Consider the following 23,147-nt stretch of genomic DNA (forward strand, 5'->3'; position numbering starts at 1 on the left):
GGGACGGCTGCTAGGGTAAGACGGTCCGCAGCTTGTAGCAAAGGGAGCATGGATCATGAACAGGTTGGCTGTGATTACGGGTGGCACCAAGGGCCTCGGCCGGGCGGTGGCTGAACGGCTGTTGGCTGAAGGTTTTGATGTCCTGTTGTCTTTCGCCACTGACCATGAGAGGGCTAGGGCAGTGGGGGCCGAACTTCGGGAAACCTTCAGTGGGTCGGAAGTGTTCACCATCCAAGCTGATGCCAGTTCGATGGACTCTGTTGATGCAATCGAGAGCTTTCTAGAATCGCACGGCAGGCGGGTGGATGTTCTGATCCTGAACGCAGGCCTGACTGCACGCGGGAGTCTTGAGGAGCTTGATATCGAGACATGGGATCGCGTCTTCAGGGCCAACGTGGATATTCCTGTCTTCACCATCCAGCGCCTACTGGACCGCTTCGCGCCAAACGCGTCGATCGTGTTCACGGGGTCTTTGATGGGCGAGCAACCACATTCTATGTCCCTTGCTTATGGAGTCTCGAAATCCGCAGTTCACGCTCTGGTGAAGAATCTGGTGAAGTTTCTGGCTCCTCGGGGCATTCGGGTCAATGCGGTAGCTCCGGGGTTTATCGATACTGAGTGGCAGTTGGCGAAGCCTGATCATGTACGAGACAGCATCAATTCCAAGATTTCGCTCGGCCGGTTCGCTACCCCTGAAGAGGTCACCGATCCGTATGCGATGCTGGTGAATAATCCCTACATTACTGGCGAGACCATCACGATTGATGGCGGCTATTCCTACCGTTGATCCCGGAAAGCTCAGTGCGTGTGCAGCGCGAGCTTGCCATGGGATGTACCGGAGTTACCAGAGGGTGAACGTCCGGTGGCGTAGTATCAAGCTGATTCTACGTTTCACACACGTAACGTTTGATAGGGAGCGACGCCATGCGCACAGTCATCACATATGGAACGTACGACATGTTCCACGAGGGGCATCGTAGGCTCCTTGAACGCGCGCGGGAGTTGGGCGATTGGCTGATCGTGGGAGTTACATCAGACTCGTATGATCTAAGCCGTGGAAAGCTAAATGTTCAACAGAGCACACTTGAACGTGTAGAGAACGTCCGCAACACGGGGTTAGCTGATCAGGTACTCATTGAGGAGTATGCCGGCCAGAAGATCCTCGACATCCAAGAGTGGGGTGTTGATGTTTTCGCAATCGGATCCGATTGGCTAGGCAAGTTCGACTATTTGAAAGATTACTGCGACGTTGTGTATCTGGACCGTACTCGCGGCGTTTCGAGTACCAAGCTACGCAATGAGAGCATGGGTATTCACCGAATCGGACTGGTTGGCGCAGGTGCCGAAGCAGAGAATCTGGTCAAGGAAGCCAGGTACGTCTCTGGGATCAGCGTAGAGGCTGTCTGGGATCCTAACGCCGAGAAGGCTGCTTCGTTCGCTTCAGACATGGAGTTGGGATGGGCTTATGAGTCGTATCCAGACCTGCTGAGCAACGTTGATGCCGTCTACATCTCCACTCCGGTGGATTCGCGACCGGACATGATCCGTCAGGCGTTGCAGGCGGATGTGCGTGTTCTGTCTGAATCGCCTCTGACGCTGTCCAAGGAAGAAACCGAGGAGCTGACAGGTCTTGCTGAGAGAAAGGATCTGGCTCTGGTGGAAGGCATACGGACGGCCTATACGCCAGGGTTCCAGAGGATGGTTGCCTATGCTCGTTCTGGTTCAATCGGGTTTATTCGGTCAGTGGAGGCAACTCTCACGCGCGTTCGAGGAACGGAACCGGTGAGTGCATCAGATGCAGGAGCGATAGCGGAACTAGCGGTGTATCCTCTTCTGACGGTGCTCAAGCTGCTCGGCGGAGAGTACACAGATGTGCGGTGTCGAATCATCGAGTCTGGAACCACGAAGAAGCACCTGTTTGCTCGGATCGATCTGGAGTATCCGCGAGCTGTGGCATCCGTGAAAGTAGGGATCGGCGTGCGTGCAGAGAACGATCTAGAAATCGCGGGTACCAGAGGATCGTTGTATGTGCCGGCACCGTGGTGGCGGACTCAGCATTATGAGACCCGTTTTGAGGACGCCAATGAGAACGAAGAGTTTTACGATCGCCTTGAAGGCGACGAGTTCCGTTATGAATTAGCGGAACTATCCTCTCGCATCCGTGGTAATGGCCGCAGCGCTTACAAGCTACGGGCAGAGGATTCTGTAAGTATCGCTGAGGTCGTTGAACTGATCAACGGAACCACGCCCATCAAAGCGTAAGTGCGGGGGCACTCTCTTACTCGCGAGATTTTGAGCGCGTCCTGACGCTACGGTGGACAATGCCACCCAAGGCGGAACAGTCGTTGGCATTGATACGGAGATCTGAAAGCGCGCTGGAACTCGTGGAAAAATAAGTAACGGCCCTGCGCCGAACTGCCAGACCATTGGTGCATTAAGCGTTTCCACAATCCTATGTATAGGAACGCTGGGTTGGCTTGCGTTCTACTCAAGTTACATTCGAGACACTCGACAAACTTGTGTGAATACGTTGCTAAGATAATTTTTGCTAGTTCTCCACGGCCTGAGAAGTTCATGGAGTTCTGCGAGCATCCATCGGCCTAGCAGTTTGAGGTCACTGCAGATGCTGCTGGGAGCCAGAGGGGTGCCATCCAACGGTGCGGTCTGTGGGGTCATCTATAAAATACACTGGGTAAGAAGTTGAGATTGATGAGTGTCAAGAGTCTGAAGCGCCGCATCGCTAAGCGGCTTCCGGTTCGGGCGAAGGTCTTTCTTGTTAACGCAAGAGCGGCTAGTTTTCTGGTGCCCGAATCGGGCTCTCGAAGGATTAAGCGGAGTACGGCCGGATCTACGCTCCATCCAAAACCATCGATGTTGGTCGATTCGTTCGATGGCTGGGCTGAGCGCGCTGAGGCATTACGGGTCGCTACAGATGCGCTTGATCGTTCACAGGTTGAATACGCTTTGATGCCCGAAAGGTACGGCACAAAGACTATCGTGCTGAAAGAGCAGGATAAGACAACTGCTATTCAAGCGCTTTACGAAGGTCTCGCAGCCGACCAAGCGTGGCTGCTGTCTCCCGTGAGAGATGGAGCTCCTCGCATCGAACGGGCGATGGCCGTTGCAAAGCCCAGCAAGAAGGATGTTGCGACTGTCCGCAAATGCCACGAGTTCCGTCTGTTCAGTCGCAAGGTATCGGCGGGCGGACAGGTTCTCGGAAAACCCACGTTCGGTGTTTTATTGTCATTCTGGCAACCAGTGTTTGAGGACGATCTTCCTCGTCCGGACGGGTATACATACAAGATTGGCACAGTCTTGGCGCCTAGCCCGAATGGTATCTGCGCCTATTTGACGCCCGAGAGTTGGCGCGACTGTCTGGCATCTTCCACCCGGTGGCCCCAGGCTGCCTCACACCCGCATATATACCAGATCACTGATCCCATCGATGTCGTTTACACATGGGTAGACGGCGACGATCCGGTATGGCAACGCCGGAAGAATGAGGCGCTCGGACATACTGATACGGCGGAACTTAACAGTACCTCGGTTAATGTGTCGCGTTACGTATCCCGCGATGAACTGATGTATTCACTTCGCTCGATCGAACTGTATGCAAACTGGGTGCGCAACATTTACATCGTGACCGACCATCAGACTCCCTCGTGGCTCGATACATCGAACCCTCGCATCAAGGTGGTAAATCACGAGGATATATTCGCTGATGCGGGTGTACTGCCTGTCTTCAATTCGCACGCTATCGAGTCTCAGCTGCATCACATTCCTGGGTTAAGTAACAAGTTCCTCTACTTGAATGACGATGTCTTCTTCGGACGCCTAGTTCAACCCGGGGATTTTTTCCACTCTGCTCGTATCGGAAAGTACTTTCCTTCAAAGGCATGCCTTGATGTTGCACCCGCCTCCTCTAGAGACCTTCCAGTTCTCTCCGCGGCAAAGAACGCCCGCCAACTAATTGCCGACGAATTCGGTGTCACGATCACCAACAAGTTCAAACACACTCCGATCGCATTGCAACGCGACGTGCTTTATGAGATGGAGGAGCTATTCTCTGAAGTGGCAGCTTCCAAGTTCCGGCATCCAAGCGATTACTCAATTGCTTCTGGCCTGTACCACTTCTATGCGTTTGCTACAGGACGTTCGGTACCGGGTTCGATTTCATATGGGTATCAGGATATCTCTAAAGAGAATCTGCCCTTGTTTTTGGCACGTGTGGTGGCACGAAACCCATACGCCGTGTTTTGTTTGAACGATACTGATTCAACGCCCGAGCAGCTCGCAAGTCTTGCATCGCAGATAACGCAGTCTATGGACCAGTGCTATCCGTTCAAGAGCTCCTTCGAAAAATAGCTCTCTGTTATGAAAGACCAATTTCCGGTGGCTGTCCGATTGGATTGTTGGCATGTGGGAGGGGCTTCGGGAAGATTATCGCCGTGGAACTGTTTGAGAGCTTCATCGTTCCTCCTATCGCCTTTGGGCACCTTAGACGTGTGAGAGGTAGGAACAAGAGAAAACAAACAATGGTCGATTAAAACTTTTGAAACCACAGGGTCTACTCATAGAGCTGATCCGAGAGACCGGGTGCTCTAGGCTGCGCAGACCTGATCGTGCACTTTGCTCTCACCACATCCTAGCATTTTCGATATACCATATCCGGTGTGGCTGGAGAACCCAATGCCTGTGGATCATAATGGAATGTCCTGATGAGGTCACCAATTAGAATTGATTGGAAATACGTGAATCAAGAAGAAGAATACTTGTTTGCAGTAAGTGTCATCGTTGCTGCCTACAACTCCGAGCAGTGGGTTGGTGTCGCGATGGATTCGTTACTACATCAGAGTATTGGATTAGAAAGTCTGCAGATCATCATTGTTGACGATGGTTCGACAGACTCCACGGGACGCATCGCGGATGAGTATGCAGAGCGATACCCAACGAACATAATGGTGATCCATCAGGAAAATCAGGGAGTGGGCGCGGCTCGTAACGCCGGGATCAGTGCTGCCAAGGGGAGATATGTCGGTTTTCTAGACTCAGATGACTATCTGGCTCTAGATGCAGTAGAGAGTGTGTGCAACTTTTTTGAAGTGCACGATCTCGAATGCGATCTAGTGGCGATTCCCATTGAATTGTTCGGAACTCGGACCGGGCCGCACTGGAACAATCGACAGCGCTTTCGGAAGTCTCGAGTCATCGATGTTACGGACCAATGGAATACTCAGCATCTACATGCTGGAGGTACATTCGTAAAATCGGACGTTCTCAAGTCTGAGTCGATTGCTTTTGATCCTAGGCTCTTTATTAGTGAAGATTTGACCCTGATCAATCAGATCATTCTGCGAACTCTGCGGTATGGAGTTGTATCTAATACGACGTACTACTACCGGCGGCACGAAGCGGGTGGGTCGCTTGTGTCCAGTGCTAACTTGAACGACGAATACTATACGGGTGTTCCGCGTTGGAGCTACCAGCACCTCATCCATGAGAGCCTTGCGAGTTATGGGCATGTTCCTCGATACATCCAGTCAGTGATCGCCTATGACCTTTCCTGGCGTTTTAGGGATGCACACTTTGCGGTCCTTTCCGATTCCATCCAGGCTGAATACCTTGAGATTCTTCAAGAGATCCTTAAATACGTTGATGATCAAGTGATCCTCGCACAGAAGATCGCTATAGAAGAAAGACTTCAGATCTTGGGATTCAAGCATCAGACTTCTATTCTTCAAGCTGCTGAGAATAGGCAAGATGTCTATTATTTCAATCAGATACCGATCTATCGTTATAAACGCCAGATTCGCAACATGCATAGGGCACCCTCCTGCCACATCACTGCATTCTCCTGGGACGGTCGGGACGTTCAGTTGAGCGGTGTGTATAAGTGTATGAGCTTTCGTGGCGTGACCTTTGGCTTCGTGAGCGGCGGAAAGTTTATACCTGCAGAGGTGGATTCCCGGGCACCACTAGTCCGAGAAATGTTGGGAGTTAAGGTAGCGACGGGGCAAAGGTTTCAGCTAAGGGTTTCTTTGGGACAGGGGGAAAGTATCACACCCGCAGTTCGCGTTAGGAATGGAGCGCAGTCTAATATCTACCGGATTGGTCTCAGTATGGGGCGCTATACGCGGTTTGCGGGTGATTCAGCTTTAGGGTATTACCGACGTGACAAAGGTTCTATCTTTAGACAGGTCGGTAAGAGCAAGATTATCCATGAAGAACTGAGCTTTTTTGGAATCATGCGCCGTGAGCTGGGCTTTATGAAACGGGCACGCTCTCACGGAGCTTCATGGAAGGTACTGGGACTTCGGCAACTGGCCACAGCACGGCGTGCACTCCCGCACCGGGAAACATGGCTACTGGGGGACCGCAAGTTAGAGGCAGGCGATAATGCCGAGGCTTTGTTTAGATATGCCCGGCGATCCACAAGGAATGATGGTGTCAATGCAGTTTTCTGGTTGAGTCCTCAGTCATCCGATTATCGCACTCTCAAGAAAGTCGGCCGTGTCGTCAAACCGAATTCTCTTCGGTTCAAACTCACCTATCTGCGATCAACGTGGTTTGCATCATCGGCTGCAGACGAGTTTGTCCTCAACCCTTTTGGATCTGATCTCCGCTTTGTTAACGATATGCGACCTGCGTATCAGGGATTCTTACAGCACGGAATAACGAAAGACGATCAGAGCCAATGGCTCAACAAGTGGTCGAAGGGTTTCGATCTTTTTGTGACGTCCGCTGAACGGGAGCGCCTCTCAATTCTATCGGATTCTTATGGCTATGATCCAAACGAGGTTGTATTGACCGGCATGCCGAGATTCGATCTCCTTGAGAGTTCTCCTGAAGGTAGGCTGCTAATCGCCCCCACGTGGCGACGGCAACTCGTAGGGGAACTGGACCCTGAGACAGGACGAAATCTTCCGTTGGAAGCGTTCTCAGACAGCGAGTACTTCAAGTTCTGGCAAGCCGTAATCTCGGATAGCCGTCTTAACGCGGTATTGGCTAAGAACGGTATGCGGGGCACCTTCGCATTGCACCCATCCCACGCTGAAGAGGTGGGCAAATTCGTGCCTGGACCGGCATTTGACATCTCTCCATACCCGCACAACTACAGAGATCTCTTCAGGACATCGGACGTTCTTGCAACTGACTACTCGAGCGTCGCGTTCGACTTCGCTTACCTGCGAAAGCCGATAGTTTACATTCAGACGGACCGCGAGAGCTTCTTCGCTAGTCACCTCTATAATCAAGGGTATTTCTCGTACGATGATGACGGGTTCGGTCCGGTTACTTCAACGTACGATGAAACGATTGATCGACTGATCGAAGCGATTGGCTTTGAGGGGCTCGCCGGACCCTACGCAGAACGAGTTGAGCATTTCTTTGCGTTCTCGGACCACTCGAACTCGGAACGTGTCTACACTGAAATGATAGATCGTGCCAAGAATGTACAAGTGCGAACGAACCGATGAAATGTTTGCTTGGGAGCCGATGACGGTGCACCGTATGTCGGGAGTGTTCTCGAAGTGATGAAGTTCGAGATATGTCTTCGACCTGCTCATATTCCGTGCAGCGGGTGGTTCTCTTGTTGGCGCCGGGAATCGTTGGCTTGGGAGTGGCGAACTGTAGTAGTGGCTGCAACATTTGAAGAAGCCATGAATTCGTCGGAAAGGGGCTCTAGCATCCACTCCCGATGAGGTCATATCACGCCCGACAGGAATGGATTCTGGTCGGTTTTCGAAGTGGCCCTTTTGCCGCGTGCCCCATATAAATGGCCAGTTGATAGGATAAACTTTTCCTGACTCTCCCCGTTCAGAGCGGTTCGTGGGACTGCGAGAGCTAACATAACCAGAAATACTTCAAGGAGAACTGGTGGCCGTTTCAGATCCTAAAGTAAGCATCATCATCGCGACGTATCAGTCAGGGGAAGGCTTACGAAGGGTGATTGATTCACTTGACGCTCAGACTCTGCCCCAAGAAGAGTTCGAGGTTATCTTCGTTGATGATGGATCCCCTGATGATACATTTGAGAAGCTACAGCTGCTCGAATCAAACCGGAACAACGTCCGAGCGTTCCGGATCGACAATTCGGGTTGGCCGAGTAAGCCGCGGAACATCGGGATCGACAATGCACGAGGTGAATACCTCATGTTTATGGATCACGACGATTCGCTGTTCCCTGATGGACTGCGCCGCGCCTATGAGTACGCCGTCGAGACTGGGGCTGATCTTCTGAGCCCTAAGGAATCGAAGACGAATGACAAATGGTGGGGAATGTCGAGCCTCAGGCGCGGCAACTTGCCGAATATCCTCTGTGGTGACGGGATTCAACACTTATTGCCGTTGGTGCCGCATAAGCTATACCGCCGTACGATGATGCTGGAACATGGGATTAGATTCCCTGAAGGGTCTCGTGTTCTGTGGGAGGACCAGTTCATCAACGTGGATGCATACCGCCACTCCGAGGTAGTCGCGGTCATGGCCGATACACCGGTGTACTTGTGGCATGCGAGCGATACCAATAGTTCTCACACCTTCGATCCCGCACGCGACGATTTCTGGGATCGACTTGATGATCTGATGTCTCATATAGATAAGGCGCTCTGTGGGTCCAAGTATCGTGAGGCGCGCCTTACCTTGCTAGAGATGCACTTGAGAGTCCGCGTCATCGACCGCATGGTGCGTTTACTGGTTCGGGATGATTCGGGACGTGGAGAGGTGGCACTGCAGCGAGCACGGAAGCTCATGCGTCGCTTCGGATCTCGCGAGGTAGTAGCCGCGCTTCCACGCAAGCATCAGATCCAAGCACGTTTTCTTCGAAAGGGGCATGGGGATCTGCTCAAGGGTTTTCATGCGCAAGACTTGGCGGCTGAGATCACCGTAAGAATAGTATCCATGAAATGGGTCCAAGGCGCACTCGAGTTGGAGGCGGAGACAGTTTTTGGGCCGGCGAGTTCGGATCACCCGATCTTGCGTACTACTGGTGACCGCACTCTGCTTGCGCCGCCCGCAGATATCGCGGCCAAGATACCCAATCGACTGTTGGACGTAACTGACGAGGTATCTAGTATGTCCACAGAGTTTATTGTGCGAAGCCGGAAGGGTCATGTGACTTGGGCGATCCCTTCCAAAGTCGTTAGTTCGGAGTTTTTCTCGAGCAAGAAAGGACTTTCGCTTCGGGTTCAGTCGAAGCTGTCACTTGACATTATGACGGGAGCGGTAGGGCATCCCATCGAAGAGAATATCTGGGATCTTTTCGTGGAAATTGATTGGCTTGGGATGATGAGGTTGAAGCCTGTCCACTACAAGGGAAAGCCTAAGCCCGGCCTCGTTGATGGCCGGCAAGTGATTCCGTACAAAAACAACTCGGGCGCCCTATCGATTGATTTGGCCGGACGGTTGCGTACATTGGCGAGTGACGCGGAACCAGTGGCAGGACACGCTGGAATCAGCTCCTCATTCCAGGTTCCGCTAAAGAACCTCGCCATCGTGGGTGAAGCGCGTTATGCAGCGGATGACCTACGCGCTGTGAGCGAGATCGTTCCAGAAGCGAAGGAAGCAAAGTTGGATTCTGACACGGTTGAACGCGTGGGACTGGACTTGCAGGCTGAAATTGGCAATGCCACTGAGGGTCCAGCCCTAACGGGGCAACTAAACGCCGGGCCAGGAAGCTACCGAATCTACGCCCGGCGGGAGAACGGCTTTCAACGCACACGACACTCGCTTGTTATTGATAGTGACGCCCAGATCGAATGGCACGTTGACAGCTAGGGCCATTACATTAGTGGCCGCATGATTCTTGCGCCAGCTGGAAGTAGTGGTGCCCTCGAAGCAATGAACTTCGAGAACACTCTGCGCCCTGACTCCCGGCCAATTCACGGCGAGAAATCTCGGGTGACCTATGCGTAAGAGCTTCTTCAGCTTCGAGAAGGTTCCTAGACAGGTGATTCCGGATCTTAGATGCGGTATTCTCTTTGTCAAGAGAACTTGAGATCTCAAGAATCGAGTAGTTATATGAATCTGGCAAAGTTGTCGAGAAATGGGCAAATCACCGTGCCTGCAGAAGTGCGTCAAAAGTTACACGTTGCGCCCGGTGACAAGCTACTGTTTGTGGAGAGATCCGACGGAGAAGTTGTCGTATCCAAAGCGACATTATCTGCGTTAGGTGCTGCTCAGGAGTCTTTCGCTGGCGCAGCTGATGATTTTGGCGTACGTGATCAGGAAGATGTACAGAAGCTGATTGATGAGGTCCGCGGACAGCGTCACGCTTCATGATGCGCGTATTGGTTGACACTAACGTCATTATTTCGGCGTTGCTTTTTCCTACCTCCGCACCCAGTGAAGTTCTGGATCGGGTACTCAGCACCCATCGACTTGTGTTGACCCAATGGATCATTGATGAGCTCTTTGAGGTTGTCTCTCGTAAGCGTTCCGATCTATTGCCTGCGCTCGATTCGTTCTTGACTCGTATCAACTATGAGATGGCAGGACCGGTGCCGTACAGCAGGTCCAGCGTGACAATTGCTGATGAAAAGGATCAACCTATCCTTGATGCCGCACTAGACGCGGAGGTAGATGTAATTGTCACTGGAGACAAGCACTTCTTGGTGCTCGATCTACCACAGATGAGAATTGTAACGCCACGCGGATTCTTGAATCTCGATACGGCGTAACCGGTTCTCTTTTTGAGTGAAATTCTGTGGAGGGGCGGCGCAGCTTTCAACCCGCAGGGCCGCCCCGCTGGGTTTTCGCGGTGGTGTTGTTGTGCCGGGAATCCTTGAGCCGCACGCCCATGGGACCCGGCCGGGGGGGTGCTTCCACAGCGCCGGAGAGGGAGTTGCGGCGGTACATGACGTTGTCCTTGCCGCCGAGCAGGCGGGCCGGGACCACGTCCGGTTCCTGAATGTAGCCTTCCTTGCCGGGGGATACACCGCCCGAGGGCAGGAGTGTTACCTTGGTGCCGGCCGTGACGTACAGGCCCGATTCGACCATGCAATCGTCACCCACGGGGATGCCTAGCCCGGCGTTTGCGCCCAGCAGGGAGCGCTTGCCCACGCGTACGCGCTGGCTGCCGCCACCTGAGAGGGTGCCCATGGTGGAGGCACCGCCGCCGATATCCGCACCATCATCCACCACAACACCCTGAGAGACGCGGCCTTCGATCATGGCGCGGCCGAGTGACCCGGCGTTGTAATTGACGAATCCCGCATGCATCACCGTGGTGCCTTCGGACAGGTAGGCACCAAGGCGCACATTGTTGCCGTCCGCAATGCGAACGCCGGAAGGAATCACGTAATCGACCATGCGTGGGAACTTATCCACGGACAGAATGCGGACCGGGTTGTTGGTGAGGGAGCGAACGCGCATGCGAGTCTCCTCGAAATCTTCGAGGAAGCACGGGCCCTTGCTGGTCCATGCCACGTTCTCCAGTACGGAGAAGATGCCATCCAAATTGATCTCATTAGGCTTGACGAACCGCCATGAGAGCAGGTGCAGCCGCAGGTAGGCCGAGGCCGCGCTATCGGGTTCATCGTCAAGGTTGATCACCGTTTGGACGATTCGAAGGTGTACGCGGCGCAGATCATCATCGCGTTCCAGAGATTTCAGCACGGGATCGGGCTGAGCGCCATCATCAGGCAGTCCAAGGCGAGGGTGTGGGTACCACACGTCAAGGATCTTTCCGTCAGGGCGCGAAGTTGCGAGGCCGAAGCCCCACGCAGTGTTATCCGACATGGCACCTAGCTTACCCACAGCCGTATTTCTTGCAGATGACGCACCCATTGCGTGAGAGAACACTCTCTCCGCATCAAGGTTCAATTGGTCAGGATTCAGTCAGCTTCTAGGACTAAAGCCCTGACCTGCGGCCATGATTTAGCAAAGGAGGGGTGTAGGTTTTCCGGCAGATCGTCCACGCCAATCCACCGAAGCTCGATGGATTCTGCATCGGGCGTGGGTACAACGCCGTCCGCGCACCGGGCCACATACGTGGTGTACGCCCAATCCCCATGGTCCACGGTGTGCTTGGCTACCACTTCAACATCGGTGATTCCCGTTTCTTCGGAGAACTCGCGCCTACCCCCGGCAAGCGGGTCCTCGTACCATTCGATGGCACCGCCGGGGATTGACCACGTTCCGCCCCCATGCGACCACTGCGAGCGCAGCTGCATGAGCACCTCGCGCCGGCCCTCGTGATCGCGGAAGGCGCACACCCCGGCAGCTCCTGCCAGCCCCCAGTGCCTGCGCCCACACGAGCACAGGATGAAGCCGTCAGCGCCGTGGCGCGGAGTGAAGGGCCGGGTGCGGGAGAGATACTCGCGCCCCAGTTCGCTCTCCGGCCCGCCCGCAGGCGCAGCCTCGGTCCACAGTTGAGTGATGGACAGCCCGCGGCACGCCAGCATCTCCCGCAGGCGCGGCAGGCTCAGGCCCACCACCCCGTGGTAATCGCCCTCCACCTCAGTGATGAACGGCCCGCCCAGCCCGTCCACGGTGAAGGACCCGGCCACCCACAGCGGTTCGGTGGAGGCGATGTAAGCATCGATCTCTGCTTCGCTCATCGGAGCCACATGCACCGTGGCGTGGGACAGTGCGCTCACGCCTTCGCCAGAGGTTCCCTGTAGGAGGCAGTGCCCAGTATGGAGAACACCGGAATGCCCGGCCATGGCCGTCAGCCTCTCTTTAGCCACCTCGGGTGTGTGGGGTTTGCCGAACACCTGCCCGTCAAACTCGAACATCGAATCGCAGCCCAAGATCAGGTCCGGGCGTCCCGAGTTCAACGTGGTTGTGGCGGGGGACGGTGTGGGGGAGGCCGCCGTCGTCGTCAAAAAATCCGCACCCGGCTCCGCCTCCATCGAACGCAACTCGCCCAGTACGGCGCGTGCCTTCGCCGTAGCAAGAGCCAACACCTGCTGGCTGGGCCCTCCACGAACCTCGGCCAAGACGGCCGGCTCATCCACATGCGATACGCGAACGGACGGTTCGATCCCAGCGGCTTCAAGCGTGGCGAGGCGTGCCGGCGATTTGCTGGCGAGCATGAGGGAGAGGTGTTTCAACGCAGCGCCTCGCCCAACACGTCCAAGCCCAGCCCGCCCAGGCTCAGCGCCTTCATATGCCACGCCTTGAGATCGAATTCTTCCCCGGCGGATTCGGCGCTGGCGCGGGCCTCTTCGCGCAACTCGTTCCAGATGCGCTGGCCGATCTTGTAGGACGGGGCCTGCCCGGGCCAGCCCAGATACCGGTCAAGTTCGAAGGAAAGGAAAGATTCTTCCATCGCCACGTTTTCGCGCAGGAACGCCCACGCGGAATCGTGATCCCACGGGCCATCGCCGTATTCGCCAGCATCCTTGCCCAGATGGACGCCCAGATCCACGACCACGCGGGCGGCGCGCAGGCGCATCGAATCGAGCACGCCCATGCGATCGCCCGGATCCTCGTGGAAGCCCAATTCGGCCATGAGCTGTTCGGCGTACAGCGCCCAGCCCTCGCCGTGCCCGGAGGTCCAGCAGCAGTGGCGGCGCCACAGGTTGAGTTCATCGCGCAGGTAGGTGGCTAAGCCCAGCTGGAGGTGATGGCCGGGAACGCCCTCGTGGAACACGGTGGTCTTCTCCTGCCACGTCACGAAATCGGTGACGCCCGTGGGGACGGACCACCACATGCGGCCAGGGCGGGAGAAATCATCCGTGGGGTTCGTGTAGTAGATGCCGCCCGTGCCATCTTCGAGCACCATGCATTCCATGACCTTCATGGCGTCCGGAACATCGAAGTAGGTGCCGGAGATTGCCTCCATCGCTCCGTCTGCGGTGCGCTGCATCCACGCCCGGAGCTCATCTGTGGAGTGGAGCTGGCGGGCCGGATCGTTGTTCAGGCGGTTCATTGCTTCGGCCACGCTCACGGCGGGGCCGTACAGCTGTTCGGCGATCTGTTCCTGCTCCGCAATGATGGCGGCCAGTTCGGCCTTGCCCCATTCGTAGGTTTCGTCCAGATCCACGGTGGCGCCGAGGAAATCGCGCGAGAAGCGGGCGTAGCGCTCGCGGCCTACGCCGTCCGTTTCCGTGGCACTCGGGGCGATCCTCTCCCGGAGGAACGTGGCTAATTCGCCGAAGCCCGTGCGCGCAACGGCGGCGGCTGCTTCAAGTTCCTCCGCCATTTCTGGGTAGGATTCGCCGCCGGTGGTGGCGAGCTTCGAAAAGTTGGAGGTATCTGCATCCGCCTGATCATCACACTGCTCGGCGCAACGCGCCACTTGGCGGGCCGGGAAGGCGGGGCCGTTGGCGAGGCGGGCGAAGAGTGATTCCTTGTAGCCGGCGAGGGCCTGCTCCACGGCACGCAGGCGGCGGGCGATGGTGTTCCAATCCTCGGCAGTATCGGTGGGCATGAGATCGAAGATGTCACGGATCTCGGTGAGCGGGCAGTGAATCACGTTGAGGCGGCCGGTGAGTTCGCCGGCGTTGGCGAGGTCCAGTTCGGCTGTGAGGCGTTCGCGCAGGGCCGCCGCGCTCACTTCGTCGCGGGCGTTTTCGGGGGCGGGGGAGAAGCGAGAAAGCTTGGCCAGCGTGTCTTCCATCAGGGCCTTGTAGGCGGCTACGCCAGCCGGCGAATAGTCCTGGAACGTGCCCTGATCCGCACCCTCCAGTCCCACTGACGTTGCGAGATCGGGGAACATGTTCAACAGTGCGTGGAAGTATGAGTTGGAGAGCTCATCGATTTCAGTGGTCATTGGTCTAGCTTACATTTGGGGGCCGGGCGTGGGGTTGTGAGAGACGTTGCAGGGGCGGCGTGAGTGTTGGTCCTATTCCCAGAGTGTCGATTTTTGCCGGGATTCGTTGGGCGGGTGGCGGGTGGCGGTGTAGCATCTTGAGCTTGGTAGATGACGGGACGTGTGTGACGGAGTACACTGGCGTGTGATCCACTACACAGTTCAGTTTTCTCTGGAGGATGAGGCGTGCCAATAACCACGGGCGATACCGCCGCAAGCGGTGAAAATGTCCCTTCAACGGTTGAGCGGTACGTCAATCGACTCCTTGGCGGCCCAGAACGCTACACCCTCACGGAAGCCGCCGATTTGGCTGGAATGGGGAAGGATTACGCCCGGAGATTCTGGCTATCGATGGGTTTTCCCACGATTGCCGACGAGGAGAACGATAGGGTTTTTACCGACGACGACGTCGCGGCCATGACCAGGCACCAGCACATCTTGGACGATAGCCTGCTTGCTCCTGACTCCCTCAACTCCCTGATTCGGGCCGAATCACACATGTCCGATCGCCTTGTTCTGTGGCAGCACGAATCGCTCGTGGAGCATGCCGAACGAGTGTTGGGGTTGGACTCCATCACCGCCCGGTACTGGGTGCTGGATCATTTCGAGGATTTCCATTCCTTCATGCAGGATCAGATGCAGTATTCGTGGCAGCGGCATCTGGCATCGCTTCTGCGGCGCTCGGAGACCGAAGTGACGGAGATGGATCGGCGGCGCGATTCCGGAGAGCAACTTCAGCGGGCCGTGGGCTTCGTTGACATGGTGGCCTTCACCAACCGATCAAATGAGATCGGGAGCGCCGAACTTGTGGACCTGATCGAAGTGTTCGAGCACACCTGCCGTGACGTCATCTCCGCCAACGGTGCGCGCGTGGTGAAAACCATCGGGGACGCCTTCCTGTTCATCGCTGACGATCTGGTGACCGGTGCGGATACCGCTACCGAGATTGTGGAGCGGCTACGCGGCCAGCCCGGCATGCTTCCCGTGCGTGCTTCCATGGTGTGGGGTGGCGTTGTGTCCAGATTTGGTGATGTTTTTGGGCCGACAGTCAATCTTGCCTCGCGGCTGGTTGATATTTCTGCAAGCGGTTCCGTGGTGACCGATAAGCGGACGGCGCAGATTTTGCGGCAACTCAAGTTGGGGCGCTACACGCTGGTTCCCGCCGGTTCGCCTGATCTCAAGGGACTTGGGAAGATTGAGGCCGTTGAGCTGCGTCGGATGGCTACCCGGTAGGTGGTCTAGTGAGCAAAATGTTGAGACTTGGGTAAATGTCTCGACGAATGCTTGACTATTGGCCTACGATTCAAGTGTGACCAATCTACTGCTTGTTGAAGACGATACAGCTATCTCCGGACCCCTCGTACGTGCCCTATCGCGCGAGGGCTACACCGTCACGTTGGCTGAACTTGGCCGCGATGCCCTCACCACGATGGAGCGCGGGACTGACTTTGTGATCCTTGATCTTGGGCTGCCCGATATGGATGGGCTGGACGTTGCGCGTCAAGCGCGTTCGCGTGGCCTCACGTTCCCGATTCTGATCCTGACGGCGCGCACCGAAGAAGTAGATATGGTTGTTGGCTTAGATGCCGGTGCTGACGATTACGTGACCAAGCCGTTCCGCTTGGCAGAACTCATGGCCCGTGTGCGTGCACTCCTGCGCCGTGCGGAACCTACCGAGGCCGCTGATCTCATCACCGAACAGAACATCACTGTGGATCGCGCGGCTCACCGCGCGTTCATCGATAACACGGAGCTTCAGCTGACGGGTAAAGAATTCGATCTTCTCACCATCCTCATTTCTCACGCGGGTAACGTTGTTTCGCGCGACGAACTGATGCAGGAAGTGTGGTCGATGAACAATGACGATTCCACCAAGAAGCTGGACATGCATATCTCGTGGCTCCGCCGGAAGCTGGGCGAAGATGTGTCTCACCCGCGTTACATCTCCACTGTTCGCGGCATGGGATTCCGGTTCGAAAAGGGGTAATGCCTAGTGCGCAGGCGCGCCATTAGGATGACAACCATTGCCGTCCTTGTTGCCGTTCTTCTTCTGGGAATCCCGGGAGTGACTCTCGGTGTCACGCTCATCTGGCGCAACGCTATCGGGTCTGTCGAATCCCGCGCCTCTGAGATCTCCACCTTTGTGGAGCAGCGTTTTGAAGAGGGAAACATGGTTTCCCAAGTGTACTTAGAGCGCTATGGCGATGAGGACGGGCTGTTTCCCGCCCGCATCGTGCTTGAGAGCGAGGCAGGTGAACTGGCGGCGGGACAGCGGCCTGGCGGGAGCAGGACCATCAGCCACACCGTGGAATCACCCAATGCGACGGTTCGCGTGGAGGTTTCCCGCGATGACGTGGTGCTGATGATGACCCTGGCCGGAGGCGTGGGGGTGGCTGTCATCCTTGTGGCCTTTGGCGCCGGCGTGATGGTGGCGCTCAACCAGTCGCGAAAGCTCTCCGCGCCTCTCATCTACCTAGCTGCGGCGGCCGAACAGGTGGGCTCCGGCCAAACCCGGCCGCAGATGGAGAAAACAGGGATCGAGGAAATCGATCTTGTGTACGAGGAGCTTGTGCGCACTGCCGATCGTATGGCCGGGCGCATATCGGCCGAACGCCAATTCTCCGCAGACGCATCCCACCAGCTGCGTACCCCGCTGGCGGCCCTTTCCATGCGGATCGAAGAGATCCAGTTTCTCACCGATGATCCCGAGGTGAGCGAGGAAGCCGGACGCTGCCTAGAACAGGTGGAGCGCTTGGCGGGCGTGGTGGAGGATCTGCTGACCGTGTCACGATCCGATAGCGCCGGAAACACTGAGGCGGTGCCGCTTGGGCCTCTGTTTGAGCAGCAGCGTGAGGAGTGGGAGCGCAGCTTCCAAAGTGCCGGGCGTCTACTCTCCTTCGAGGATGAATCCGAGGTTGCTGTCCTCACGCATCCTGGGTCTCTGGCGCAGATTGTTGCCACGTTGATCGAGAACTCCTTGCGCTACGGGGAGGGAGCCACCAGTGTTCGCGCCTCTAAGTCCGGGCGCGGTGTGGTGATCCACGTGGCCGATGAAGGACAGGGAGTTGCTCCCGAGAACGTTGATTCGATCTTCACCAAGGGATTCTCCACCGGAGGCTCAACGGGAATCGGGCTGCCGCTGGCGAAGAATCTGGCCGAGGCCGATGGCGGGCGGCTCGAACTCACTCAGGCAAGTCCGCCCATCTTCACTCTTGCGCTCAACGCCGTGCCACAGGCACTCAATCCCAGCCGGATCTTGCCTGCGGGCTCGATCATCAGCGTGGGTGCGCGGCGCAAGCGGCGCTAGAGGGCACGCATCGGCGGGGTTCCAGTCACGTGCGATGACACAGGGCCGTGAGGCGGATCGTTTTAGCCGCTCCAGCTCGTAATACGGGAGTAGGTCCGGATATTTCCGAGCTGCTGCTGTATGCCGATCTAAAACTGCGAATCAAGCGCTACTGGGCATTGTTGTTCCTCGTACCAGCGTACGGCCGCATCGAACTCGGCGGCGGCTTCGGGATGCTCTCGCTGGGGCACAGTCGTGTGGTGAGGGAGGCACGCAACTGAGCGTAGTGCTCGTCGGCTTCCACCAGCTCGACGGATCCAGCACGCACCTCGGCAGTCGTAGGCCGGGTGCTTGCCGGCGCTACTATTGACTTATGGATTTCGATGGCCAGAGGGGCGGCACCGCTCTTATCACGGGCGGCAACAGCGGAATCGGCCTAGAGATTGCACGGAAGCTGGCACTTGCCGGGTGCTCATTGATGTTGCCTGTGCGAAACCGCGAGCGCGGTGAGAAGGCTGCGAGAGTAATTCGCGCCTCTGCGCCCGAGGCCCATATCCACGTGCTGGACATGGATTTAGCTGACCTCGCGTCCGTCAACCGGCTCGCAGCGCAGCTCGTGGAGCAAAGAGAAGCCATCAATCTGTGCATCCTCAACGCAGGCTCCGTCATGCTGGCTGATGGTGGCCGCCGCGAGACCAAAGACGGATTTGAGCTCACGTTCCAAACCAACTATCTGGGGCATTTCGCCTTGGTTCAGGGGCTGCTTCCGTGCCTGCGCAGCGGGGCCGCCAGAGTGGTCCCGCAGATCAGCTTGGCTACGCGCAACGGCGCTATCAATTGGGAGGATCTCCAAGCTAAACGGGAGTATCACTCGTTCACTGCCTATCGGCAATCGAAGGTGGCCCTCGGCCTGTTTGGTATGGAGCTGGACAGGCGCAGCCGCGAAGAATGTTGGGGCGTCACGGTCCAGCTGTGTCACCCCGGGGTAGTTCCGGGATCGGGTATTGCCCCACGCCTGCGAGCCATGTTCCCACAGCCCATCGTGCACTGGGCAGAACGGCATCTGGGGAACCCTCCCCGCACGGCGGCCGAGCCAGCGCTTGCTGCCTCCGTTGCAGAATCAGACGGAGCGCCAGCAATGTTCGCACCGAAGAACTGGGGCGGGATCGCGGGGGCGCCACGTGCGACGGAGCCGTTCGATGTTCTTGACGATCCTGCCGCGGCCGTGCGTCTGTGGACGGAATCTGAACGGTTGTTGGAGGGGCACGGGCAGCGTTGACAGCGCCCTATGGTCCGAGTAGTGCGAACGGCACGACGGCAACACCGTCCTTTCGGCGGTATGCCGTGCGGCCCGTCGTTACGATCACTCGGTCAATGATCTGCTCACCGAGGTGATCGCGCAACCAGTTCAGATGGCGGACGTCGCGGGCATCCACGGCGGCGAGTTTCACTTCGATCGCGATTGCTCGCCTAACTACACAAATTTGGGAGACTTGTAACTTGTCATCGGAAGGCTAGGAAAACACCACGTGATGCTCGCGGGGCTGCCGACAGGGGCGGTACAGAGCCGGATATTGCCGCGGTACAGGTGGCCGTCCGTAGGTGCCTCGCTGTAGTTTGCTCGCTACAGCTCCGTATGTGGTGTAAGCCAGCTCTATATGCACGGCTCCTACAGCATGCGGAAGTGAACACCCCATCAGCTGCTGACGCCGAAGCCTCACCCCCGCCACAGCTCCGTATCTGGTGTAAGCCACCCCTATACGCATGGCTCCTACAGCATACGGAAGTGAAACCGCCGAATTCAGAAACCACCTCCTACACCCCAACTATGAAGAGCCCCGAAACCCTGAAACGTGGCAACAGCTCGGCCGCGGATTGCGGGGTGGGTTGGTTGGAGGCCGCCGTCGTCAAAAGACTCAGCGAGTGGGCCCCGGAACCTCCGGCCGCTTCGGCGAAAACACCACAAAGCGATACATCACGTACCTGAACGCGGTCCCGAGCGCCAAGCCCACAACGTTCGCGGAGATGTTATCGGCGAACTGGCTGCGCAGGCTCAGGCCGTAGCGGGACACGGCCAGGCAGGCCAAGGCGATGAGCATCCCGCCGATGTTCACCAGAACGAACATGACGAATTCGCGCCCGCGCCCATACGTCCCCATGTTGCGGAACGTCCATGCGCGGTTCACCGTCCACGAAAACACGACGGACACGGACACGGAGATCACCTTCGCCACCATCGAGGCATCCCCGGGCAGATGAATCACGCCGGAGTGGGCCAAAATGTTGAACAGACCAACATCCACAATGTACGAACCCAGCCCCACGGTACAAAACCGCAGAAACTCCACGAACCATTCGCGGAAGGACTGGCCTTTCAAGAGGCGCTGGATGAGATTGCGAGACGTTGGCACCCGATTAGTCTAACGGTGGGTAGGCTGAGAATATGACTGCTAAGGCTCATGTTCAGCGTGTCGTTGGTACCGGGGCGGAATCGGCCGCACCCAGAGTAGGCGTGGTAGGAGGCGGCCAGCTTGCACGAATGTTGCAGGAGGCTGCGATCCCGTTGGGGATCCAGCTGCACGCGCTGGTTGAGGCGGCCGACGGGGCGTCCGGCCAAGTAATTCCGCACTCGCAGGTCGGGGATGCTGATGATCAGGCCGCCGTGTGCGCCGTGGCCGACAATGCGGACGTCCTCACCGTGGAGCACGAACACGTGCCCGATGCGATCTTGGAGGCTGCGGGGGAGTTCGCGCCCGTTCGGCCCGGCGCCCACGCTTTGGTCTACGCGCAGGACAAGCTCCTCATGCGCGAGAAGATGGAGGAGCTGGGCATCCCGGTTCCGCGCTGGTGGCGGGTTCGCTCCGAGCAGGAGATCGATGCCGCACTTGATGAGCTTGGTGGGCGCGCCATCCTGAAGACCCCGCGCGATGGCTATGACGGCAAGGGTGTTCGCGTGGTGAGCGCCGGGAGCCAGGGGCGCGATTGGCTTGAGGGCGGGGGTCCACTTCTGTTGGAAGAGGCCGTCGATTTCGAATTCGAGGTGGCCGCTGTGCTGGCGCGCCGCCCCTCGGGGGATGTGGCCTGCTGGCCCGTTGTACGCACCGTCCAGCAGGAGGGCGCGTGCTTCGAGGTTGTGGCGCCCGCCCCCGGGATCGATGCCGATCTTCAGGCACGTATCCAAGAGATCGCCGAGCGGATTGCCGGGGAATTGGACGTTGTGGGGATTCTGGCCGTTGAGCTGTTTGTTGCACGGAGTGGGGGAGAAGCCGGGATGAGGGACGACGACGGTGACCTCCCTCACAGCGTGCCCAGGCCGCTAGTACCGTACGTCAACGAGCTCGCGATGCGCCCGCACAATTCAGGGCACTGGACGATCGAAGGCGCCGATACCAGCCAGTTTGAACAGCACCTGCGGGCCGTGCTCGATCTGCCGCTGGGGAGCCCTGCGCCGGTGCGGCCGTGGAGTGTGATGGTGAACGTTCTGGGGAGCGCACTCGATGACCCGCGCGAGGCCTATCCCACCGTGATGGCCCGCTACCCACGCGCGAAGATCCACATGTACGGCAAAGAGGTTAAGCCCCGCAGGAAGATCGGTCACGTGACCGTGGTGGGCGATGATCTGGACGAGGCGTTGCAGCAGGCGCACGGGGCTGCGGCGATGCTGCGCGGGGAAGCACCCGGGGGACTATCGGGCGAGGTGCGTGTAGAAGTGTTGGACGAGGAACGAAGCGACGAACGAGGAGAAGCATGATGGCAACTGTTGGAATCGTTATGGGCTCGGATTCGGACTGGCCGGTCATGAAGGCCGCCGGTGACGCTCTGGATGAATTCGGGATCAGCTATGAGGCCGATGTTGTGTCCGCCCACCGCATGCCCGATGAAATGATCGCCTATGGGCGCGAGGCCGCGGGGCGTGGCATCCGGGTGATCATTGCCGGGGCCGGGGGTGCCGCGCATCTGCCCGGGATGTTGGCCGCCGTGACTCCGCTTCCAGTGATCGGGGTGCCGGTTCCACTCAAGTACCTCGACGGCATGGATTCTCTGCTATCGATCGTGCAGATGCCCGCTGGAGTTCCGGTGGCCACCGTGTCCATTGGCGGCGCGCGCAACGCTGGGTTGCTGGCTGCGCGGATCATCGGGAGCGCGGAACCTGCCGTGCTTGAGGCGATGCAGGGATTCCAAGCGGATCTGAAAGCTCAGGCAAAGGCCAAGGGGGAGCGGCTCAAGGAGCTGTGAGTTACCCGATCTGGGCGAAATCGTCCAGAGTAAGCTGGCCGTTCTTCATCTTCTCGAAGAAGGAATCGATCGTCTCGGTATCCAATAGAACGGCCGAAGCTCCGGAGGGCGTCCGGTAGTTGAGGGACTCGATAGGTGGAGCACCCATCAACCCGTCGTCGCCCATCACACCGCGCAGCCCTAGGGCTGCGCCTGCCAGATTCGTGATGCCGCTATCGTTATCCATCGCCAGCGTGGTGGCTGCCGCGTCAACCAGCTTGTACTGGCGAACCGGGTTGATCAGCGTGACCGGCGTGGCCGCTTCTTGGATCACCTTGGACACTACTTGGCGTTGGCGTTCGCCACGGCCAAGGTCTCCCTTGGGATCGCTGTAACGCATACGTGAGAAGGCGAGTGCCGTTTCCCCGTCAACATCGTGGCAACCGGCAGTCCATTCGAGTTTCGATTTCTTATCGCTGACGTCGTAATCCAAGCACAGGTTGACTCCGCCAACGGCATCCACCAGTGAGGAAACTCCTGACATGGAGACCTCAACGTAGTGATCCACCGTCATCCCTGACAGGTTTTCGACTGTGGATACCAGCAGTTCAGGGCCGCCGAGTGAATAGGCAGCGTTGATCTTGTTGGCGCCGTACTCCGATATCTCGACGTAGGCATCGCGCGGGATGGACACCAGTGAGGTATCGCCCGATTCGGGCACCTGCATGAGCATGATGGTGTCTGCACGTTGGCCTTCGTTGCCATCGTCAATACCACCTTCTTCACGCTTGTCTGAGCCCACGATGAGGTAGGTGGTGCCCGGCGTATCCGCAGCGCCGGACAGCGCATCCATGTGTTCCATCTTGTTGTTTCCGTGAACAATCAGGAAAC

20 protein-coding genes are annotated in these 23,147 nt (G+C 57.5%); 14 read left to right on the forward strand and 6 right to left on the reverse strand.

The window, feature by feature from the left end:
- The first annotated feature begins 55 nt into the window (after window positions 1-55).
- The 7 genes from ACTHV6_RS01175 to ACTHV6_RS01205 all read left to right on the forward strand — a co-directional run bounded on the left by ACTHV6_RS01175 (window position 56) and on the right by ACTHV6_RS01205 (window position 10,676).
- Window positions 56-787 carry an SDR family NAD(P)-dependent oxidoreductase gene (locus tag ACTHV6_RS01175; RefSeq protein WP_441385433.1) on the forward strand — a complete coding sequence of 244 codons (732 nt, stop codon included), beginning with the start codon at window positions 56-58 and terminating at the stop codon, window positions 785-787.
- 137 nt (window positions 788-924) lie between these two features.
- Window positions 925-2,262 (forward strand): Gfo/Idh/MocA family oxidoreductase, encoded by a 1,338-nt coding sequence (locus ACTHV6_RS01180; RefSeq protein ID WP_441385434.1) that lies wholly within the window; start codon window positions 925-927, stop codon window positions 2,260-2,262.
- A gap of 447 nt (window positions 2,263-2,709) precedes the next feature.
- Window positions 2,710-4,365: a Stealth CR1 domain-containing protein gene (locus ACTHV6_RS01185; RefSeq protein ID WP_441385435.1), complete on the forward strand. Its 1,656-nt coding sequence runs from the start codon at window positions 2,710-2,712 to the stop codon at window positions 4,363-4,365.
- 386 nt (window positions 4,366-4,751) lie between these two features.
- A complete protein-coding gene (locus tag ACTHV6_RS01190; RefSeq protein ID WP_441385436.1) occupies window positions 4,752-7,475 on the forward strand; it encodes a CDP-glycerol glycerophosphotransferase family protein in 2,724 nt (907 codons plus the stop codon).
- 400 nt (window positions 7,476-7,875) lie between these two features.
- On the forward strand, window positions 7,876-9,774 hold the full coding sequence (locus ACTHV6_RS01195) for a glycosyltransferase family 2 protein (protein WP_441385437.1): 1,899 nt from the start codon (window positions 7,876-7,878) through the stop codon (window positions 9,772-9,774).
- Window positions 9,775-10,017: 243 nt separating this feature from the next.
- A complete protein-coding gene (locus ACTHV6_RS01200) occupies window positions 10,018-10,278 on the forward strand; it encodes an AbrB/MazE/SpoVT family DNA-binding domain-containing protein (RefSeq protein ID WP_441385438.1) in 261 nt (86 codons plus the stop codon).
- On the forward strand, window positions 10,275-10,676 hold the full coding sequence (locus ACTHV6_RS01205) for a putative toxin-antitoxin system toxin component, PIN family (RefSeq protein WP_441385439.1): 402 nt from the start codon (window positions 10,275-10,277) through the stop codon (window positions 10,674-10,676). The genes ACTHV6_RS01200 and ACTHV6_RS01205 overlap by 4 nt, the downstream gene beginning before the upstream one ends.
- A 46-nt stretch (window positions 10,677-10,722) precedes the next feature.
- Here ACTHV6_RS01205 and dapD read toward each other — a convergent pair whose 3' ends face one another.
- The 3 genes from dapD to ACTHV6_RS01220 form a co-directional block, all read right to left on the reverse strand.
- Window positions 10,723-11,736, reverse strand: coding sequence for a 2,3,4,5-tetrahydropyridine-2,6-dicarboxylate N-succinyltransferase (dapD, locus tag ACTHV6_RS01210; RefSeq protein ID WP_441385440.1), 1,014 nt, complete (start codon window positions 11,734-11,736; stop codon window positions 10,723-10,725).
- Window positions 11,737-11,831: 95 nt separating this feature from the next.
- Window positions 11,832-13,052, reverse strand: a complete 1,221-nt coding sequence (locus ACTHV6_RS01215) for a Maf family nucleotide pyrophosphatase (RefSeq protein ID WP_441385441.1) — start codon at window positions 13,050-13,052, stop codon at window positions 11,832-11,834.
- Complete coding sequence (locus ACTHV6_RS01220) at window positions 13,049-14,716, reverse strand: DUF885 domain-containing protein (RefSeq protein ID WP_441385442.1); 1,668 nt, start codon at window positions 14,714-14,716, stop codon at window positions 13,049-13,051. Before ACTHV6_RS01220 ends, ACTHV6_RS01215 begins: the two co-directional genes overlap by 4 nt.
- A 225-nt stretch (window positions 14,717-14,941) precedes the next feature.
- On the opposite strand from ACTHV6_RS01220, the gene ACTHV6_RS01225 reads away from it, so the two are divergent.
- The 5 genes from ACTHV6_RS01225 to ACTHV6_RS01245 all read left to right on the forward strand — a co-directional run bounded on the left by ACTHV6_RS01225 (window position 14,942) and on the right by ACTHV6_RS01245 (window position 19,320).
- On the forward strand, window positions 14,942-15,988 hold the full coding sequence (locus tag ACTHV6_RS01225) for an adenylate/guanylate cyclase domain-containing protein (protein ID WP_441385443.1): 1,047 nt from the start codon (window positions 14,942-14,944) through the stop codon (window positions 15,986-15,988).
- A 76-nt stretch (window positions 15,989-16,064) separates the two neighbouring features.
- Entirely contained in the window at window positions 16,065-16,742 is a 678-nt protein-coding gene (locus ACTHV6_RS01230) for a response regulator transcription factor (RefSeq protein WP_441385444.1), read from the forward strand.
- A 27-nt stretch (window positions 16,743-16,769) separates the two neighbouring features.
- Complete coding sequence (locus tag ACTHV6_RS01235) at window positions 16,770-18,062, forward strand: ATP-binding protein (RefSeq protein WP_441385445.1); 1,293 nt, start codon at window positions 16,770-16,772, stop codon at window positions 18,060-18,062.
- 47 nt (window positions 18,063-18,109) lie between these two features.
- On the forward strand, window positions 18,110-18,322 hold the full coding sequence (locus ACTHV6_RS01240; RefSeq protein WP_441385446.1) for a hypothetical protein: 213 nt from the start codon (window positions 18,110-18,112) through the stop codon (window positions 18,320-18,322).
- A 92-nt stretch (window positions 18,323-18,414) separates the two neighbouring features.
- Window positions 18,415-19,320 carry an SDR family NAD(P)-dependent oxidoreductase gene (locus tag ACTHV6_RS01245; protein ID WP_441385447.1) on the forward strand — a complete coding sequence of 302 codons (906 nt, stop codon included), beginning with the start codon at window positions 18,415-18,417 and terminating at the stop codon, window positions 19,318-19,320.
- A gap of 7 nt (window positions 19,321-19,327) precedes the next feature.
- Here ACTHV6_RS01245 and ACTHV6_RS01250 read toward each other — a convergent pair whose 3' ends face one another.
- Complete coding sequence (locus ACTHV6_RS01250; protein WP_441385448.1) at window positions 19,328-19,492, reverse strand: hypothetical protein; 165 nt, start codon at window positions 19,490-19,492, stop codon at window positions 19,328-19,330.
- Between the two features lie 465 nt (window positions 19,493-19,957).
- On the reverse strand, window positions 19,958-20,452 hold the full coding sequence (locus tag ACTHV6_RS01255) for a GtrA family protein (RefSeq protein WP_441385449.1): 495 nt from the start codon (window positions 20,450-20,452) through the stop codon (window positions 19,958-19,960).
- Window positions 20,453-20,484: 32 nt separating this feature from the next.
- On the opposite strand from ACTHV6_RS01255, the gene ACTHV6_RS01260 reads away from it, so the two are divergent.
- Window positions 20,485-21,792 (forward strand): 5-(carboxyamino)imidazole ribonucleotide synthase, encoded by a 1,308-nt coding sequence (locus ACTHV6_RS01260; protein WP_441385450.1) that lies wholly within the window; start codon window positions 20,485-20,487, stop codon window positions 21,790-21,792.
- Window positions 21,789-22,277, forward strand: a complete 489-nt coding sequence (gene purE, locus ACTHV6_RS01265) for a 5-(carboxyamino)imidazole ribonucleotide mutase (protein ID WP_441385451.1) — start codon at window positions 21,789-21,791, stop codon at window positions 22,275-22,277. Before ACTHV6_RS01260 ends, purE begins: the two co-directional genes overlap by 4 nt.
- A gap of 1 nt (window position 22,278) precedes the next feature.
- Here the strand turns inward: purE and ACTHV6_RS01270 are convergent.
- A partial coding sequence (locus ACTHV6_RS01270) for an LCP family protein (RefSeq protein WP_441385452.1) occupies window positions 22,279-23,147 on the reverse strand: 869 nt, incomplete at its 5' end.

Origin of the sequence: Ancrocorticia sp., from assembly GCF_052089425.1 — a bacterium.
In the GTDB taxonomy this organism is placed as follows: Bacteria; Actinomycetota; Actinomycetes; order Actinomycetales; family Actinomycetaceae; genus Ancrocorticia.